A 19,219-nucleotide genomic window follows, 5' to 3' on the forward strand; every position below is an offset into this window, starting at 1 on the left:
CTAAATGAGCTCGTCAGATAAGTGTGGGTTAGATTTTTTTGTTGGCAAGCAATGCTAATTTAACGGCGAGCGCTTCATCGAATCGTTGAATATTTACCCCAGTTTCATTGATAAATTTATCTATTCTGTATTGTAAACTATTTCGATGCATGTACATTTTTTTTGCAGTTTCGGACACATTTAAATTACAGGAAAAAAACATTTCCAACGTTTTTAACATTTCTTCATCTTCATAAAAATCTTTCAGAATTGATTGTACTAATTGGTCTTTCGTTGACCGATCAATATGATGTAATACTATATATGGAATTGATTCTGTATAACTGATTACTTCTTTTTTTGTAACTTGAAAAGTCGTTATGCCACCTTGAATAATGGAATCGTAGTATTGATCCATACGTATTTGATTTTGTCTCGTATCTCCAATAAAAAAACGAATATGAACGGATAAATCAGCCATTAATATGTCAATGATTTGTTCATAGTTGATTTGCTCGTCCGTTAACGAGATTGCTTCAATTAATATTCCAGTTGTTTCACTACGCCATAAAATGGGAATGTATCTTCCGAATAACTCTTTAATTGCTTCGCTAAATGTAATTGGATCTATTTGATCAGGTTGCATAGAAAAATAGACAAATCGAAAGGGTTTAACATGCGTGTAATTTTCTTTTTCTTCGATTAATTGATGCCAAAATTTTTCATCTGCTGTTTTTTCAGGTAAGAGATGATTATACCTTTTTAAAAACGTAGATAATAGGGATATATCTTTTTCAGTTAGTTCATTTTGATGAATGCCCAAAATTTCTTTTTCTTCTGAAATGAACCATACATAATCATTTGTATTATTATCTAATGGATTATATCGTATAGTTGATGGATAAATTTTTACTAATTGATTGAACATAAGAGAAGTCTCCTTGTGTATTTTATAAGCCGAAATATTTTGAATTTAGTTGTCTTTTTCTATATTACCAAATTTAAAGTCGAAATGTTGTATAATAGTCGAGTAGACTAGTGAGTGAGGAGAGATAATATGAGTAAAAAGGAAGTAGTGTTAGTTATCGATTTTGGTAGCCCGTACAATCAGCTACTTACAAGGCATATAAGAGAACTGGGTGTTTATAGTGAATTGCGCCCCCATACAGTTAAGGTAGAAGAGGTGAAGGCGCTCGATCCAAAAGCAATCATATTATCGGGTGGACCATATTCTCTTCATGATGAATATAAATATCGTGTCGATGAATCTATACTAAATAGTGGAATACCGATCTTTGGTATCTGTTATGGCGCTCAATTAATAGCGGAACATTTTGGTGGAAAAGTAGAACATCGAAGTGAGCGATCCTACAATACTAAAAAAATTAATGTGTTAAACGATAATGCACTGTTCGGTGATGTACCAAAAGAGCAAACAGTATACATAAGTGAAGGAGATGAAATTTTAGCCGCACCTGATTCGTTCAATGTGGACGCAAAAGCTTCCGATGATTCCATTGCTGCATTCAGTAATGAAAAAGATAATATGTACGGTGTATTATTTTATCCAGAAGTATCAGAGTCAGAATATGGGTCCGACATCTTAAAAAACTTCTTATATACTGTTAGTAAATGTAAAGGTGACTGGTCCATCGACAGATTTATTGAAACAGAATTAAATCGTATTAAAGAAGTGGTCGGGGACAAAAAAGTATTGTGTGCCCTTAGTGGAGGGGTTGATTCTTCTGTAGTTGCTGCATTAATTCATAAAGCAATCGGCGACCAACTAACATGTATTTTTGTTGATCATGGATTACTTCGTAAAAATGAAGTAAATGATGTAATGGAGTCACTGGCAGAAGATTTTCATATGAATATTATTCAAGTCGATTCAGCCGAGCGCTTTTTGTCAAAACTTGAAGGGGTGGAAGACCCAGAGAAAAAACGAAAAATAATTGGAAATGAGTTTATTGAAGTATTTGATGAAGAGGCGGCAAAGCTAACAGATGTTGATTTTCTAGCACAAGGCACATTATATAGCGATGTAATTGAAAGTGGAACGGAAACTGGAAAAATGGTTAAATCTCACCATAATGTTGGGGGATTACCTGAGGACATGCAGTTTGAACTAATTGAACCAATCCGGACACTTTTCAAAGATGAAGTTCGTGAATTAGGTACAGCTTTAGGTTTACCGGATCGAATTGTTTGGCGTCAGCCATTCCCTGGTCCAGGACTCGGGATTCGAGTTTTAGGAGAAGTCACGCAAGAAAAATTAGCGATCGTCCGAGAAGCAGACGCAATTTTGCGAGAAGAAATAGCTCTGGCTGGACTTGATCGTGATATTTGGCAATACTTCGCTATTTTACCAAATATCCGCAGTGTAGGGGTACGTGACGACGAACGTTCATATGATTACACTGTCGGTCTGCGAGCGGTTCATTCTGTCGATGGAATGACATCAGATTGGGCAAGAATTGACTGGGACATTTTAGATAAGATTTCTCGAAGAATCGTATCTGAGGTAGAACAAGTTAACCGAGTTGTATATGATATAACAAGCAAGCCGCCAGCGACGATTGAGTGGGAATAATTCACTAGATGCATTTGAAGTGAAAACGTTGATTTGACTGCATTTCAATGGTATGTAAAATGGATGAAATGATTAAAAATGAATAGGTTCTCCGCCAAGATTCCGCCAGAGGAAACGGAGAAAAATGAGGGATATTGTGTAAAAGCAGTATCTCTTTTTTTATTTCTCTATAATCTTAAAGTCACTATTTATCAGTATTTTGCACATTAATTATTAGAAAAAGAGATAAAGCATTAATAAATTTAATTAGCACATCTAAGCAACCTTTGAGAGCTTCCTCCGCCAAAGGGTGCTTTTTTGTTATGACTGTTTATGAAAGTGAGTGTGATCTCTTTTGGGAGAACAGGAAATCTATGAACAAAAGGTTTTGGAGTGGATTGATGACCATTTTGTTTTACAGGAAATTGAGATAGAAAACTTTCCGTTTTTTCCTTATGGGAAATTAATACGGGATGAAAATGGAGAAACAATGGTTGTATTTTGGTGTGTCATTTATGGACGTGTGGATTATCGTTTACATGACGCATAAACAGTTAGGAGTGAAAAAATGAATTATCCTATTATTTATGCCGATCCGCCTTGGCAGTATCGCCAAAGTAAAGGACAAGGAGTCGCAGAAAATCATTATCGAACAATGAATATTAATGATATATGTAACTTACCAATTGACACTATCTCTCACAAAGATAGTGTTTTATTTTTATGGGCGACCTTCCCTATGTTAAAGGAAGCCTTAAAAGTCATGGCAGAATGGGGATTTACATTTAAAACTGTTGCTTTTGTTTGGGTGAAACAAAATAAGTCAGGGAATGGTTTTTTCTTTGGTTTGGGATACTGGACACGCTCGAATGCGGAAATCTGTTTATTGGGTGTCAAAGGTCGTCCGAAAAGAGTATCGAAAAAGGTTCATCAGTTGATTGTCAGTCCATTGGAAAAGCACAGTAAAAAACCAGATATAGCTAGGGATAAAATTGTTGAACTCATGGGTGATTTACCACGTATTGAATTATTCGCTAGACAACGTGCTGCTGGATGGGATGCTTGGGGAAATGAAGTGGAAAATAGTCTAACTTTAGATAATTTGCAAAAGGAATGATGTCTTTATGAGTGAATTTCCTACTCGTTCCCCTCCTATTCTTTTTCTTTCTATATGAACGGTTAAACAAAAGATAAAACAAGAAAAGAGGTCTGTATTATGGAACTAAAATATGTGATTCCAAACCTTGAAAAAACCTTTGGAAACTTAGAATATGCGGGAGAAGGAAAAGTCGAACAGCGCAGAATTAATGGACGTATGACCACTCTTTCTCGGAGCTATAATCTGTATTCTGATATTCAACGTGCAGATGATATTGAGGTGGTTCTCCCACAAGAAGCAGGAGAAAAATTCTTTGAACATGAGGAAAAAGTAAAACTAGTCAATGCAAGAATTACCGCAGAGGGTTATAAAATTGGGGAACGCGGCTTCACAAATTATATTTTACATGCAGATGACATGGTAAAAGCATAAGGAGGAAAAAACATGAGATTAGCACAAGGTATTGTCATTGACAAAGAAAAGACATTTGGTTTATTAAAATTTTCCGCATTACGACGTGAAGTGTTTCTTCAAAATGAAGACGGTACGGTGTCAACCGAGGTAAAGGAACGCACCTATGACTTAAAATCTCGTGAACAAGGACGCATGATTCAAGTGAGTATTCCTGCTTCCGTTCCCTTAAAAGAATTTGATTATAATGCGGAAGTCGAAATCATTAATCCTGTCGCCGATACGGTCGCAAATGCAACATTTCGAGGGGCAGATGTTGATTGGTATATTAAAGCAGATGATCTGGTCTTAAAGGGAAAAGCGACAATACCAACTAGTAACATCCCAAAGTCTACCCCTAGTAAGGAAAAATAGTGAAAGTCTTTAGAAAACGAGGGAAACGAATTCGAGTGAGTGATGTATCCCTCGTTTTTCAATTTGTATTCTTTAGACTCGTTGGTGTATGGCTCGCTTCTTTTATCCCTTTTCATCTGTCATTTTTACTTTCTACAACGTGGCAACTTGATCTATTTCAAACACATTTTATGAGTACGTATGGATTCATTTCATTGGTGATTAGTTTAGTGATAGTAGCTAGCTGTGCTTTTCTTTATTATCGCTATCGGTATGATCGTATCAGACAGGTTATTCACCGTCAGAAGCTTGCTAAAATGATTACGGAAAATGGTTGGTATGAAACGAAACAAGTACAATCAAGTAGTTTCTTTAAAGACATACCAAATGGAAAAGCAAAAGATAAAATTAGTCACTTTCCTAAAATGTACTATCGGCTTGAAAAAGGATTGCTTCATATTCAAACAGAAATCACATTGGGAAAATATCAAGAGCAGTTACTAAACCTCGAAAATAAACTGGAAAGTGGTTTGTACTGTGAATTGGTATCGAAAGAGTTACATGATTCCTTTGTAGAATATATCCTGCTCTATGACACAATTAATAGTCGTATTTCCATTGATGAAGTGGTTGCACAAAATGGTAGCTTAAAGCTCATGGATTCGATGTATTGGGAATATGATAGCCTCCCACATATGTTGATTGCTGGTGGAACTGGCGGCGGAAAGACGTACTTTATTCTCACACTAATTGAAGCGCTATTAAAAACAGATGCAAAGTTGTATATCTTAGATCCGAAAAATGCAGATTTAGCGGATTTAGCTACAGTTATGCCTGATGTGTATTATAAAAAAGAAGACATGATGGCATGTATTGACCAATTTTATGATGATATGATGACTCGTAGTGAAGAAATGAAACTGATGGAGGGTTATAAGACAGGAAAAAACTATGCTTATTTAGGTTTATCTCCTTACTTTTTAGTCTTTGATGAATATGTTGCGTTTATGGAAATGCTTGTTTCTAAGGAAAATACGGCGGTATTAACCAAACTGAAACAAATCGTCATGTTAGGACGACAAGCAGGATTTTTCCTTATTCTTGCCTGTCAACGACCAGATGCAAAATACCTTGGCGATGGTATTCGAGATCAGTTCAATTTTCGAGTCGCTTTAGGGCGTATGAGTGAACTCGGATATGGCATGATGTTCGGTAGTGACGTACAAAAGCAATTTTTCTTAAAACAGATCAAAGGACGGGGCTATGTCGATAAAGGGGATAATGTCATTTCTGAATTTTATACACCACTTGTCCCGAAAGAACATGACTTTTTAAATGAAATTGCTAAACTAGCCCAATAAAGGCTGCCCAGTGCGGCGGCGTGCGAAGCGAAAGCCGACGTGCTGGGCTAAGCCTGCGTGGCGACAGCCACGCCTTAACCCCCCATTTCTAACAGGGGGGTAGAAAAACAATAAGAAGCTGTTCCAAAGACCAATAACACCTGATGGCACAACGGTTTGGAGCATATGAAGAAGATGTCAGCTTTTATCCTTTAGTTGACATCTTTTTTGTGTTGGGAGGAATGCACATGAATCAAGTACCTTGGTATCAACAATTAAGAGAAAAACGATTGGAATATGGTGTATCGCAAAATAAACTGGCTGTTCATATTGGCATTTCAAGACAATATATTAGTGAAATTGAAACAGGAAAAGTAACTCCGACTCAAACATTACAAAATGCTATGTTCGATATTTTAGAGCAATTTAATCCAGATGCACCACTGGAAATCTTGTTTGATTATGTACGGATTCGCTTTTTAACGACGAACCCAAAGCCTGTCATTGAAGAGATTTTGAAACTCAAAATGGAGTACATGTTACATGAGGATTATGCTTTTTACTCTTATATGGAACAATACGTTTTTGGTGATATCGTCGTCATGGTTTCCCCCGATGAGGACAAAGGTTGTTTACTTGAACTCAAAGGGAAAGGATGCCGTCAATTTGAAAACTTTTTATTAGCCCAGCAACGAACATGGTTCGATTTTTTTATGGATGTGTTTCGGACTGGTGGGGTTTTTAAACGAATTGACCTTGCGATAAATGATAAGAAAAGCATACTGGATATTCCGTTTCTAACAGAAAAATGCCGCCATGAAGAATGTATCTCTGTTTTTCGTAGTTTTAAAAGCTATCGTTCTGGTGAACTCGTACAGAGTGAAGAAAAACCTGACATGGGAAATACGTTATATATCGGTTCGTTAAAAAGTGACGTGTACTTCTGTGCGTATGAAAAGGATTATGAGCAATACGTAAAACATGGAACATCATTTGAAGCTACAGAAGTAAAAAATCGTTTTGAAATCCGTTTAAAAAATGACCGTGCCTATCATGCGATTGTGGATTTAATGACGTATGAAGATGCTGGACGAACTGCTTTTTCGATTATTAACCGATATATTCGTTTTGTCGATAAAGATGAGGAAAAACGTCGCAGCAGTTGGAAAATGAATAAGGAATGGCAACGTTTTTTGGATTTAGGTGTGAATAGAAAAATATCTTTAACGACAAAGCCCGAACCATATACGTTTGAAAAATCTTTAAGATGGCTAGCTCGACAAGTTGCTCCTACTTGGAAACTAGCGACAAAGATAGATGAACTCAATCAAACGAGTGTAATTGAAGACATGTTGGAGCAAGTAGAGTTATCCGACCGTCACCAAAAGATACTCATGCAACAAACCATTCCTATCGAGAAAGTGATTCAACCACCGTCAGATAACGAATGATTAACTTATGAAGGGAGAAACTCGAATGAATTTTGGGCAAAATTTGTACAATTGGTTTCTTAGTAATGCACAATCTTTAGTATTAATGGCGATTGTCGTGATTGGCATTTATTTAGGCTTTAAACGAGAGTTTTCTAAACTAATCGGCTTTCTAATCGTTGCGTTGGTTGCAGTTGGATTAGTTTTTAATGCGGCTGGTGTTAAGGATGTACTATTGAACCTATTCAATAGAATTATTGGTTCTTAGGTGTTACAATTTATAGAGATTATTATGCAATGATTGAAAAATCTTGTAAGAAGATTATAGCATTAGTTATTCAATTAACAGGTCAGATTGCGGAAGTAACAAACGAGTTTTTCTTTGTTTGTTGGGCAAGGCAATTAATTCATTATGGGGAAGGTAATACGAATGCGTGTGGCTGCAATTTATGATATTCACGCGAACTATTCGGCATTAGAAGCTGTTTTAGCAGAAATCAAAAAAAACGATGTTGATCGGGTTGTTGTGGGTGGAGATTTAGCTTGGGGGCCTGAGCCACGTCAGGTAATGGATTGTTTGATGGATTATAAAGAAGAATTCACTTTTATCAGGGGTAACGTTGATCGTGAGGTTCCCTATCGTTATGGGAAAGAAAAAGGCTTGGATGACTTTACAGCGGAATTAAACCACTGGTGTGCAGATCAATTAACAGAAGAACAATTGAAATTTCTAAAAGGTTTGCCTGAAAAGGTAATTTTGAACATAGATGGGCTGGGAGAAATCCTATTTGTCCACGGTTCACCTCGCAGTGATGAAGAGGCAATTCGAATAGATACTCCTGAAAACGAGATTCTACCAATGATCGAAGGTGTTCCGCAGGATATTATTGTTTGTGGTCATACGCACATTCAGTTTGACCGTACTGTCGGTGGAAAACGCATCATCAATGCAGGAAGTGTTGGATTGCAAAGCCGAGCTAACGGTGCTTGTTGGGCTTTATTTGGTCCTAATGTTGAATTAAATGTCACTACGTATGATACAAAAATGGCTACTGAAAGAATTCTTAAATCCAATGCACCTTTCAAAGAGGATTTTGCTGATCATTATTTAAATCCACCTTATGAGGGACCTTGACCAATGCACATTGCATTAATTGACTATGCATTGCTTATTCCAGAATAAGGGCGTAATTGTTGAGTAAGAGCTTAATAAGAAAATTTATGCTATTTCCCATTTGAAATTTAAAATGATTAAGAGAACAATGAATTCTTAAAAGTGATGAGATTTAAGTTTCACCATAAGCGAATAAAATTCAATAGGCAAAATAAAGAAGCAGTTAACTTTAAACAGTTAGCTGCTTTTTTTATGGTTATTTTTAATAAAAAGGATGTGAACCTCTATGGAAATGCAAGTTTTTATAACGAATCTCGGTAAATATAATGAAGGAGAAGTTAATGGAGCATGGTTTTCACCACCAATTGATTTTGAGGAAGTAAAAGAACGTATCGGGTTAAATGGAGAGTATGAAGAATATGCCATTTTTGATTATGATCTCCCCTTTGAAATCGGTGAATATACACCGATTTCGGAAGTGAACCGCTTATGTGCGATGGTGGAAGAAATTGCAGGCTCACCACTTTATGATTCTCTTTCCGAAGTGCAAAGCTATTGGTTTAACAGTATAGAAGAATTACTGGAACACCAAGATGACATTATGTACTATCCTGATTGTGAGAGCATGGCAGATGTTGCAAGGTATTTTGTGGAGGAAACAGGAATATTGGGAGAGGTTCCTGCTAATTTACAAAACTATATTGATTATGAAGCCTTTGGACGTGATTTAGAAATTGAGGGTAGCTTTCTTATTACGTCAAATGGTGTATTTGAATATACGCAGTAAGTGGCGAAGCAGCTTGTTATCGTACAGGCTGCTTTTTCTATGTATGAGAGGATGATTTCATGTGAAAAAATTAAAAAGCTATACACGTATTTGGTCAGTCGAAAAAGTGATTTATGCTATTAATGATGTTCGATTACCTTTTCCCGTCACATTCAATCAAATGTCATGGTTTGTACTTTCGCTCTTAGTTGTCATGTTGTTAGGGAATCTTCCACCACTCTCTTTAATCAATGGAGCGTTACTAAAGTATGTTGGAATTCCAGTTGCTTTGACATGGTTTATGAGTCAGAAAACATTTGATGGCAAAAAGCCGTATAGATTCCTCAAGTCTGCATTGACCTATTGGTTTCGACCTAAAGTTACCTATGCAGGAAAACCTATCAAACTACAACGTGTGAAAGTAAATGAAAATATCACCGCTGTTAGGAGTGAAGTCCATGCATTATCCGATTAAATACCTTGAAAATAATCTTGTTTTTAACCATGACGGCGAATGTTTTGCCTACTATGAACTATTGCCATATAATTATTCTTTTTTGTCGGAGGATGAAAAAATACAGGTGCATGACCACTTTCGTCAATTAATTGCACAGAATCAAGACGGCAAAATTCATGCCTTACAGATTAGTACCTCAAGCAGTATTCGTTCGGTACAGGAACGAAGTAAAGAGTTAGTGTCGGGGCGATTACAAGACGTTGCTTATGAACGGATTGACGAACAAACAGAAGCCCTTGTTTCTATGATTGGCGAACATCAAGTAGACTATCGTTTCTTTATCGGTTTTAAACTGTTGCTGAATGAAGAAGAAGTCAGTATGAAAGCAATGGGGAAAAATATCAAAAATTCACTTTCTTCATTTGTCCGTGATGTAAACCATCACCTGTTGGGAGATTTTGTTTCTATGCCTCATGAAGAAATTAGACGTTTCTCTAAAATGGAATCTTTAATACAAAACAAAGTTTCGAGACGTTTTAAGGTACGACCATTAGATAAAAATGACTTTGGTTATCTGATAGAACATCTTCACGGCCAAACTGGAATAGCTTATGACGAATATGATTATGCCCTACCTCTAAAGGAATTAAAAAGGGAAACTTTAGTGAAGCGTTATGACCTGATTAAACCGACTCGTTGTTTGATTGAGGAAAATCAACGTTATTTAAAAATCGAACAGGAAGAACAGACGACTTATGTTGCTTATTTTACCATCAACTCGATTGTCGGTGACCTTGAATTTCCGTCAGATGAAATCTTTTATTATCAACAACAACAATTCGATTTTCCAATTGATACCTCAATGAATGTGGAAATTGTAACGAACAAAAAAGCATTATCTACTGTTCGGAACAAGAAAAAGGAACTCAAAGATTTGGATAATCATGCCTGGGAATCCGATAACGAAACAGGCAGCAATGTCATTGATGCATTGGAACAAGTGAATGAATTAGAAGATGTGCTCGATCAAAGTAAAGAATCAATGTACAAGTTAAGCTACGTGATTCGCGTGTCTGCTCCTAACTTGGATGAACTCAAACAGCGTTGTAATGAGGTCAAAGATTTTTATGATGATTTGAACGTAAAACTCGTTCGTCCATTTGGAGATATGATCGGTTTACACAGTGAATTTATTCCAGCCAGTAAACGGTATATGAATGATTATATTCAGTATGTTACATCCGACTTTTTAGCGGGACTTGGATTTGGCGCAACACAAATGCTCGGAGAAACGGAAGGAATATATTTTGGCTACAATTTGGACACGGGAAGAAATGTCTATCTCAATCCCAGCCTAGCCAGTCAAGGAGTAAAAGGTTCTGTCACCAATGCGTTAGCTTCTGCATTCTTAGGTTCACTTGGTGGCGGGAAATCTTTTAGTAATAACTTGCTTGTTTACTATGCCGTTCTCTTTGGTGGTCAAGCTCTCATTGTTGATCCAAAGGCGGAACGAGGAAGATGGAAAGAAACGTTGCCCGAAATTGCCCATGAAATTAATATTGTTAACTTAACGAGTGATGATTCCAACAAAGGATTACTCGATCCTTTTGTCATTATGAAAAAAAAGAAGGATTCGGAAAGTCTTGCGATTGATATTCTTACCTTCCTCACAGGTATATCCAGTCGGGATGGAGATAAATTCCCTGTATTAAGACGAGCAATTCGGGCAGTTGGTCAACAAGAAGAACGTGGTTTACTTCTCGTCATTCATGAACTAAGAAGTGATCCTAATCCATTAGCTGGTCCTATCGCCGACCATATCGAAAGTTTTACCGACTATGACTTCGCTCACCTTCTGTTTTCGGATGGGACTGTCGAAAATTCGATTAGTTTAGAAAAGCAATTGAATATGATTCAAGTGGCGGATTTGGTGTTACCTGATGCAGAAACGAATTTTGAAGAATATACAACAATGGAACTGCTCAGTGTCGCTATGCTGATTGTCATTTCTACTTTCGCACTAGACTTTATTCATTCCGACCGAAGTGTATTTAAAATCGTGGACTTAGACGAAGCATGGGCCTTCCTGCAAGTTGCACAAGGAAAGACTTTATCTAACAAACTAGTACGTGCAGGACGTGCCATGAATGCTGGTGTGTATTTTGTCACACAGAATTCGGGTGATCTAACCGATGAAAAACTCAAAAATAATATCGGTGTGAAGTTTGCCTTTCGCTCTAGAGATATGACAGAAATTAAGAAAACCCTTCAATTCTTTGGCGTGGATTCGGAAGATGAATCGAATCAAAGACGATTACGGGAACTGGAAAACGGGCAATGTTTAATTCAAGATTTGTATGGACGTGTCGGAATTATTCAAGTCCATCCTGTCTTTGAAGATTTATTTCATGCTTTCGATACTCGACCTCCTGTAAGTGAAAAGGAAACGAGGTGACAATGTGAACAAACAAAAACTAAAAAAGATAGTTATAGCGGTAGTGCTGATTAGTGCTGCCGTTTTTCTATGTCTTCTCTTACTTGGTACATTTGCTCAAGCTGCTGGACTAGTTGATGATACAGTATCGGAAGATAATTTGTATTCCAAATATGCCCTTGACCATTACCAATTAGATTTCTATGTGGACACAGGTTGGGATTGGCTCCCGTGGAATTGGAACGATGGGATTGGAAAACAAGTCATGTATGGGCTATACACGATAACAAACTTCATCTGGATTATAAGTTTGTATTTGTCTAATGCAACGGGCTACTTAATTCAACAAGCCTATTCTCTCGACTTTATATCACAAACGGCAGATGCTATCGGCAAAAACATGCAAACATTAGCTGGGATTACCGCAAGTGGTTTTAGCAGTTCTGGATTTTACGTTGGCTTTTTGCTTCTTTTTATTTTAGTGATAGGCATTTATGTTGCCTATACAGGCTTAATGAAACGAGAAACGACAAAAGCGATTCGAGCGATTCTAAACTTTTTAGTCGTGTTTATCTTGTCTGCTTCTTTTATCGCGTATGCTCCAACCTATATCGCTAAAATTAATGACTTTTCCGCTGACATTAGTCAAGCAAGTTTAGATTTGGGAACAAAAATCTTGATGCCTAGTTCTACTAGTCAGGGAAAAGATAGTGTCGATTTGATACGGAATAACCTCTTTTCCATTCAAGTGGAGCAGCCTTGGATGTTATTACAATTTGATGATTCAGATAAAGAAACGATTGGCGAAGAACGTGTTGAAAACTTAGTTTCGATCAATCCTGATACAAATAACGGAAAAGATCGGGAAGATGCTGTAAAAGCAGAAATTGAAGATCATGACAATAAAAACTTAACCATTACGAAGACCGCCACACGTTTAGGAATGGTCTTCTTTTTATTTCTATTCAATATCGGGATTTCCATTTTTGTGTTTCTTCTATCGGGAATTATGATCTTCTCGCAAATTCTGTTTATTATCTATGCGATGTTTCTACCAATTAGCTTTTTACTTTCTATGATACCGACTTTTGAAAACATGGGAAAACAAGCGATTATGAAATTGTTTAATGTGATTATGCTTCGGGCTGGAATTACATTGATTATTACAATTGCCTTTAGCATTTCATCCATGCTTTACAGTCTAACAATGAGTTATCCGTTTTTCTTGATTGCCTTTTTGCAGATTGTGACGTTTGCGGGTATTTACATGAAACTCGGTGACATTATGAGCATGTTTAAACTGCAAAGTAATGACTCACAAAGTGTTGGACGTCAAGTCATGCGTCGTCCTTACCGAATGTTCAATCGGGGTAGTCGACGATTACAACGGACTATCGGACGCACCATTGCAGGGGCAACAGCTGGAGCAACGGTCGGGGCAGTGGTTGGAAAATCAAAGCAAACAAAGGGTTCGTCCTCTCCCCTACGTCCATTGCAACGGTTAACATCGACTACAAAAGATAACAAAAAACAGCCAACTAATCGCACGAAACCAACATCTTTAAGCCAAAAAATGGGTCAAGTAACAGGAAAAATGGTTGGTGCGAAAAATCAGTTCCGTGCGAATATAGATCATCGAAAAGAACAACTGCATGATTTACCTACTACTACCCAATATGCGGTGATGCAAGGAAAAGAACGGCTTACAAAACCTGCCCGTGATTTTAAAGAAGGTATGAAACAAGCAAAGGAAAAGAGACAAAAAACAGATGCAGACCGTCAAGAAAAACATCGTCAAACCATTACAGGTAGGCAGCAAGCATTGGATAAAAAACGTCCTCCTTCTCGGAAGACTGCCAGTCATGAACGGCTAGTCAAGCAAAATGTCAATAAATCTGTACATCGGGATGGATTAAAGAATCCAGCTGTTCAACAAAAACAAAAGACAAGACCTGTCACAAAAAACGAGCATATGAAGCAATTCAAATTACAACGACAGTTATCGAGTCCAGACAGAAAAGAACATTTTACTGATCATCCCAAACAACCTGTAAAAAAAGAAAACCGATCTCTCAATAAAGAACGTTCTCAACCAAAAAATAGTCGGACAATCATCAAGCGTCCTTCTAAACCGTTGAAACGTACAAACCAGAAACAAACCACGAAGCGTCCAATCCATGCTGTTAGGGGGAAACGCTAATGAAAGTCATGAGATTAAAGGTCATGTTAATTGCTGGGGGATTAGGCTTTCTTGCTTTTTTAGGGCTGTTAGCATTTGTAGCCATTTTTATATCTAGTGAAGAACACTCATCAGATAGTGGTGATTTCATTAATGATATAGGCAGCATATCGGTAACCGCTGATGTGTTAAAACATCAGCCAATGGTAGAAAAGTATGCACAAGAATACGGAATTAGTAAATATGTTTTTACTCTGCTTGCAATTATTCAAGTAGAGAGTGGTGGAAAACTTCCAGATGTGATGCAATCAAGCGAATCCTTGGGTCTTCCACCCAATTCTTTAGATACCGAAGCTTCAATTAAACAAGGCACAAAATACTTTGCAGATTTATTACGCTCCGCAGAAAGAAACGGGATTGATATCAATGTAGTCATTCAAGCATATAACTATGGCGGTGCATTCATTGATTATGTTGCGAAAAGAGGTTCTCAGTACAACTTTGAACTAGCAGTGAACTTTGCGAGGGAACGTTCAGGTGGCAGCAAAGTCACTTACTCGAATCCGATAGCTGTAAAGAAAAACGGTGGTTGGCGTTACCGCTATGGCAATATGTTTTATGTCGATTTAGTAAGTCAATATTTTATTTCTCCTCAATTCGATGATGAAATGGTTCAGATTGTGATGAATGAAGCATTAAAGTATGAAGGATTTCCCTATGTCTTTGGGGGAGACAATCCGAGTACCTCTTTCGATTGTAGTGGACTGACGCAATGGAGTTACCGAAAGGCAGGAATTAACTTGCCCCGAACAGCACAGCAGCAATATGATGCAACCGAGTCGATTCCTTTATCAGAAGCAAAGCCTGGTGATTTAGTGTTCTTTCATTCGACATATAATGCTGGAACCTATGTAACTCACGTTGGTATCTATGTTGGAAACAACCAAATGTATAATGCAGGCGATCCGATTGGTTATGCAGATTTAACTACTACCTACTGGCAAAAGCACCTAATTGGAGTTGGACGTATTAAACAATAGAAAGGTTTGAATCAGATGAGAAGATTTTTTAAAAGAAAAGAAAAACAAACGACGGAAACAAAATCTAGAAAAATGAAAGTACGGGCTGTCGGTACTCGTAAAAAAACAATAACTTTTTTATGGATACTACTTATTGGTAGCCTAGCTTTTGGGATCTATAAAAATTTTACAGCAATTGATCAACATACCGTTCATGAAAGAGAAATCGTTGAAACCAAGATCATGGATACGAATACGATTGAAAGCTTTACGAAAAACTTTGTGAAAGATTACTATACATGGCAAAACGAAAAAGATTCTATTGAACAACGAGCGGAAAAGGTCAGTAGTTATTTGACAGAGGATTTACAAGCTTTAAATACAGATACCATAAGGGATGATATTCCCACTAGTTCCAGCGTGAGTGGTATTGATATCTGGTCAGTATCACCAGAACATGATAATACCTATTCGGTTGTATATTCGGTAGATCAAAAGATTACAGAAGATAAAAATAGCCAATGGATTCGTTCCACCTATCGAATCTTGCTTCATCAAGATAGTATTGGAAACTTAGTAATTACTCAAAACCCTACCTTGTGGAACTTACCGAAAAAATCAGATTATGAGCCACAACAACCTGAAAGCAATGGAACAGTTGATTCCGATACGGTGCAAGAAGTAACAGAGTTTTTGGAGACGTTCTTTGCGTTTTATCCGACTGCGACAGATAAGGAACTCGCTTATTATGTGAAAAATAGTGCCTTACCGCCAATTGATAAGGACTATCTATTTTTAGAGTTAGTTAATCCTGTATTTCAACAGTCTGTAAATCAGGTGCATGTTTGGGTATCTGTAAAGTATTTGGATGAGGTGACAAAGACGATGCAGATTTCGCAATATTCGCTTACTTTAGAGAAGGAAATGAATTGGATGATTGTGGAGTAATCAATCAATATATTTCGCTAACTTTTTAAAAAGTGAGATTATATACAAGAGAGAAGGTTATTATTGGATTGTACTTCTTTGGGTTATGGTCTTTATCCTACTTCAGAGTCAATATAATTTTAAGAATACAGAAAATCAATCATTACACTAGCAGCTACTTTAAATAATCCCTGTTCTTATTGTTTAAGTCATAAATCGGGGATTAAAAATACTAAAAATAAAGTAGCTGCTACATTAAGCAGCTTGACAAATTGTTATGTGGATATATAATGGTTAATAAAGGAGGAAGATTACTATGAGAGTACATTCTAAGGTTGAAGACGCTACTAGTTTTAACCCAACTAAGAAAACACACCAAATGGATATTGCTACAATGTGTGAAAGAATAAGAGATAATAAAATTACTTTGCCATTATATCAGCGTGATTTAAGTTGGTCACTGTCGAAAGCAGTTGATTTATTTAATTTCCAACTATTTGGAAAGGCACCTGTATCACCAATTTCAATAAATGAAATTAGTAATGATAGTGACAATATTGTCCCTCAAGTTGCTTTTTTAAATAGACAACTATTTCCACTTTCTAATATAAAGGGTGATCATCAGTCTGTAGTGGATGGTCAACAGCGATTAACTACGAATTTTAAAGCTTATATTAATCACGAAACTTTCAGAAATATAGTTTTAGATATATCTAGAGGTACTTTTAGAATCGTAGAAGACCATATAAAAAGAGGTCAAATTCCCGTTGGCATTCTTTTTAATGAAGATGAAAATGTATTAATAAACTATCTTCAGGAAAAGGGTACTTTCAAAGAGCTATTTGCTATTTTAATACGCGTTCGCACTAAAATAAGGAGTTATAATTATACAATAAACATTGCGGAAAATTTAACGGAAGATGAGCAAATAGAGTGGTTTGAAGTTTTAAACAATGCTGGTAGTAGGGTTACAGCGCTACAGATGAGTTTCTCCAAATTGAAAATACATAACTTAGATATTTATACAGATTACACGGATCCTTTTAAAGAGAAAATCCTTGAATATGGGTTTGAAGAACTATTCACGCCATTTACAACAAATGTTTCTTATCCGATTGCAGCACTAAATCCTGCATATGAAGTAATTGATAAAAATGGTATTCACAATACAAATTATGCACCAATTCCATCGGATACTAAAGAAGCAATTCTAACAAGGTTAGACATTAATATATTGAAATCAATTATTGATCTTACCTTAAATTCTTTAGAATTAGCTTTAGAATTTATCAATAATAATGAATTACAACAGTATATTTCTAGAATGGATTATATTTTGTATTTAACGGGTTTCTTTGCCTACCAAAAAAATGAAAAATTAGAACAACAAAAAGAAAAGAAATTAATTGAATGGGTTGAAACAGTTAATTTTACGAATCAATCCAATAGCAGTAGAAGAGAAATTTTCTCGAACCTATTAAGATTATATTAAGAATACAAGAGATACTTAAATATTCAATTAATAATTATAAAAAACCACGTATTTTTTAAGTGAAAATACGTGGTTTAAACTTTCAGTGATAGTAATGACCTCTTTGATTTAGGTTGCTTAGATTACAAATTTAGTCAAATTAATAGAGTTATTGTGATCATTGTGAGCAGGAAGTAGTTTACTGTAATTATCATGTGTGGTATCGTTGTATTATTAGATGATTTTTTGAAGGGGAGGCTTGGAGATGGGAATTAGATGCAACCTGTCAACTTTAATGGGAAGAGAAAGATATCAAATTAAAGATGTACATGAAAAAACAGGGTTAGCAAGAAATACAATTTCAAATTTATATAATGACAAAGCTACTCGCATCGACTTCGCAACCATTGATAAAATATGTACTTTATTTAATTGTACTATTGATGAATTTCTTATAAGAGAAAGTAAATTTAAAACTAGTGATTTTAATAATAGAAAAGAGGAGTAATAGTGACTAACAAACCTAATAATCAGGTAGTTCGACCCACAATAGTATCCACTTTTTCAGGCTGTGGGGGTCTAGATTTAGGATTTCATGACTGTGGATATGAGACTATATGGGCAAATGATTTTAACGAGTGGGCGGTAAAAAGCTTTAAAAGAAATCTTGGAGATTGCATTATACCTGACGATATAACTAAAATTGATCCATATATAGATACTACAATTCCTGATGGAGACCTTATACTTGGAGGTTTTCCTTGTCAAGACTTTTCAATAATATGGAAACGACCAGGATTGAATGGGGAACGAGGAGGATTGTATCGAAACTTTTTAGAGTTTGTTGATGCTAAAAAGCCAGTAGCATTTGTTGCAGAGAATGTTAAAGGTCTTTTAACTGCTAACAAACGTAAAGCAATAGAAACTATTATTAATGATTTAGAGAACTTAGAGCCCGGATATATAGTGAAACCTCATTTATATAATTTTGCGGAATATGGAGTGCCTCAATTTAGAGAAAGGGTGCTGATAGTGGGGATTCGAATTGACACAGGATTCAATTTTGTGCACCCAAAGCCTACTCATGGGCCAAATGGAGAACTACCTTATGTTACCGCTGGTGAGGCACTGGATGGGGTAGAGAAAGTGGAATTTAATAATGAGCATAGTAGACAAATGGAAAAAACGAGAAAAATGTTGGAGTTAATACCAGAGGGTGGTAACTTTACAGATATACCTAAGGATAGCCCCTATTATGTTAAAGGTATGATAAGTCACGTTTATCGGAGGATTAAACGTGATGAACCAGCTAAAACAATTATAGCAGCAGGTGGAGGAGGAACATGGGGTTACCACTATCCGGAACCAAGAGCACTTACAAATAGAGAAAGAGCAAGGTTACAGTCCTTTCCCGATGACTTTATTTTTGAAGGCTCTAATGCAGAGGTAAGAAGACAAATAGGAAATGCAGTTCCACCAAAAGGAGTACATGCCCTAGCAAAGAGACTAAAGCCATTGTTTACAGGAAATTATGAAAGAGTAGATTTATTAAAGCAATTTGAGGAATACCAAAAAATGACTGTAGCGGAGAGACTTAAAGCTATAGCACTTGAAATGGAGTGATAGTA

General features: G+C 36.4%; 20 protein-coding genes. 19 read left to right on the forward strand and 1 reads right to left on the reverse strand.

Features of this window, described 5'->3' with window-relative positions; genetic code table 11:
- Nucleotides 1-28: 28 nt before the first annotated feature.
- On the reverse strand, nt 29-907 hold the full coding sequence (locus SPD48_RS06670) for a PucR family transcriptional regulator (protein ID WP_336257302.1): 879 nt from the start codon (nt 905-907) through the stop codon (nt 29-31).
- Between the two features lie 129 nt (nt 908-1,036).
- On the opposite strand from SPD48_RS06670, the gene guaA reads away from it, so the two are divergent.
- The 19 genes from guaA to SPD48_RS06765 all read left to right on the forward strand — a co-directional run bounded on the left by guaA (nt 1,037) and on the right by SPD48_RS06765 (nt 19,214).
- Nucleotides 1,037-2,572: a glutamine-hydrolyzing GMP synthase gene (gene guaA, locus SPD48_RS06675; RefSeq protein WP_336257303.1), complete on the forward strand. Its 1,536-nt coding sequence runs from the start codon at nt 1,037-1,039 to the stop codon at nt 2,570-2,572.
- Between the two features lie 334 nt (nt 2,573-2,906).
- Nucleotides 2,907-3,101 (forward strand): hypothetical protein, encoded by a 195-nt coding sequence (locus SPD48_RS06680; RefSeq protein ID WP_336257304.1) that lies wholly within the window; start codon nt 2,907-2,909, stop codon nt 3,099-3,101.
- Between the two features lie 18 nt (nt 3,102-3,119).
- Nucleotides 3,120-3,668, forward strand: a complete 549-nt coding sequence (locus SPD48_RS06685) for an MT-A70 family methyltransferase (RefSeq protein ID WP_336257305.1) — start codon at nt 3,120-3,122, stop codon at nt 3,666-3,668.
- Nucleotides 3,669-3,767: 99 nt separating this feature from the next.
- Nucleotides 3,768-4,082: a YdcP family protein gene (locus tag SPD48_RS06690; RefSeq protein WP_336257306.1), complete on the forward strand. Its 315-nt coding sequence runs from the start codon at nt 3,768-3,770 to the stop codon at nt 4,080-4,082.
- Nucleotides 4,083-4,094: 12 nt separating this feature from the next.
- A complete protein-coding gene (locus SPD48_RS06695) occupies nt 4,095-4,475 on the forward strand; it encodes a YdcP family protein (protein ID WP_336257307.1) in 381 nt (126 codons plus the stop codon).
- A complete protein-coding gene (locus SPD48_RS06700) occupies nt 4,475-5,815 on the forward strand; it encodes an FtsK/SpoIIIE domain-containing protein (protein WP_336257308.1) in 1,341 nt (446 codons plus the stop codon). The genes SPD48_RS06695 and SPD48_RS06700 overlap by 1 nt, the downstream gene beginning before the upstream one ends.
- A 227-nt stretch (nt 5,816-6,042) precedes the next feature.
- Nucleotides 6,043-7,245: a MobT family relaxase gene (gene mobT, locus SPD48_RS06705; RefSeq protein ID WP_442962116.1), complete on the forward strand. Its 1,203-nt coding sequence runs from the start codon at nt 6,043-6,045 to the stop codon at nt 7,243-7,245.
- Between the two features lie 25 nt (nt 7,246-7,270).
- Nucleotides 7,271-7,492 (forward strand): hypothetical protein, encoded by a 222-nt coding sequence (locus tag SPD48_RS06710; protein ID WP_336257309.1) that lies wholly within the window; start codon nt 7,271-7,273, stop codon nt 7,490-7,492.
- Nucleotides 7,493-7,521: 29 nt separating this feature from the next.
- Complete coding sequence (locus SPD48_RS06715) at nt 7,522-7,677, forward strand: hypothetical protein (protein WP_336257310.1); 156 nt, start codon at nt 7,522-7,524, stop codon at nt 7,675-7,677.
- The gene (locus tag SPD48_RS06720) at nt 7,655-8,359 is read left to right on the forward strand and encodes a metallophosphoesterase family protein (protein WP_336257311.1); all 705 of its coding nucleotides are present in this window, start codon (nt 7,655-7,657) and stop codon (nt 8,357-8,359) included. Before SPD48_RS06715 ends, SPD48_RS06720 begins: the two co-directional genes overlap by 23 nt.
- 265 nt (nt 8,360-8,624) lie before the next feature.
- On the forward strand, nt 8,625-9,125 hold the full coding sequence (locus SPD48_RS06725) for an antirestriction protein ArdA (RefSeq protein ID WP_336257312.1): 501 nt from the start codon (nt 8,625-8,627) through the stop codon (nt 9,123-9,125).
- 61 nt (nt 9,126-9,186) lie between these two features.
- Nucleotides 9,187-9,579: a conjugal transfer protein gene (locus tag SPD48_RS06730; RefSeq protein WP_336257313.1), complete on the forward strand. Its 393-nt coding sequence runs from the start codon at nt 9,187-9,189 to the stop codon at nt 9,577-9,579.
- The gene (locus SPD48_RS06735; protein WP_336257314.1) at nt 9,563-12,016 is read left to right on the forward strand and encodes an ATP-binding protein; all 2,454 of its coding nucleotides are present in this window, start codon (nt 9,563-9,565) and stop codon (nt 12,014-12,016) included. The genes SPD48_RS06730 and SPD48_RS06735 overlap by 17 nt, the downstream gene beginning before the upstream one ends.
- Nucleotides 11,997-14,195: a lipopolysaccharide biosynthesis protein gene (locus SPD48_RS06740; protein WP_442962117.1), complete on the forward strand. Its 2,199-nt coding sequence runs from the start codon at nt 11,997-11,999 to the stop codon at nt 14,193-14,195. Before SPD48_RS06735 ends, SPD48_RS06740 begins: the two co-directional genes overlap by 20 nt.
- A gap of 8 nt (nt 14,196-14,203) precedes the next feature.
- The gene (locus SPD48_RS06745) at nt 14,204-15,214 is read left to right on the forward strand and encodes a bifunctional lytic transglycosylase/C40 family peptidase (RefSeq protein WP_336257375.1); all 1,011 of its coding nucleotides are present in this window, start codon (nt 14,204-14,206) and stop codon (nt 15,212-15,214) included.
- Nucleotides 15,215-15,229: 15 nt separating this feature from the next.
- On the forward strand, nt 15,230-16,141 hold the full coding sequence (locus SPD48_RS06750) for a conjugal transfer protein (RefSeq protein WP_336257315.1): 912 nt from the start codon (nt 15,230-15,232) through the stop codon (nt 16,139-16,141).
- Between the two features lie 295 nt (nt 16,142-16,436).
- Nucleotides 16,437-17,612, forward strand: a complete 1,176-nt coding sequence (locus SPD48_RS06755) for a GmrSD restriction endonuclease domain-containing protein (protein WP_336257316.1) — start codon at nt 16,437-16,439, stop codon at nt 17,610-17,612.
- A gap of 244 nt (nt 17,613-17,856) precedes the next feature.
- Entirely contained in the window at nt 17,857-18,099 is a 243-nt protein-coding gene (locus tag SPD48_RS06760; protein WP_336257317.1) for a helix-turn-helix domain-containing protein, read from the forward strand.
- Nucleotides 18,100-18,101: 2 nt separating this feature from the next.
- Nucleotides 18,102-19,214, forward strand: a complete 1,113-nt coding sequence (locus SPD48_RS06765; RefSeq protein ID WP_336257318.1) for a DNA cytosine methyltransferase — start codon at nt 18,102-18,104, stop codon at nt 19,212-19,214.
- The last annotated feature ends 5 nt before the right edge of the window (nt 19,215-19,219 follow it).

Source organism: Pseudogracilibacillus sp. SE30717A (genome assembly GCF_037071985.1).
Taxonomy (GTDB): Bacteria; Bacillota; Bacilli; order Bacillales; family Amphibacillaceae; genus Pseudogracilibacillus.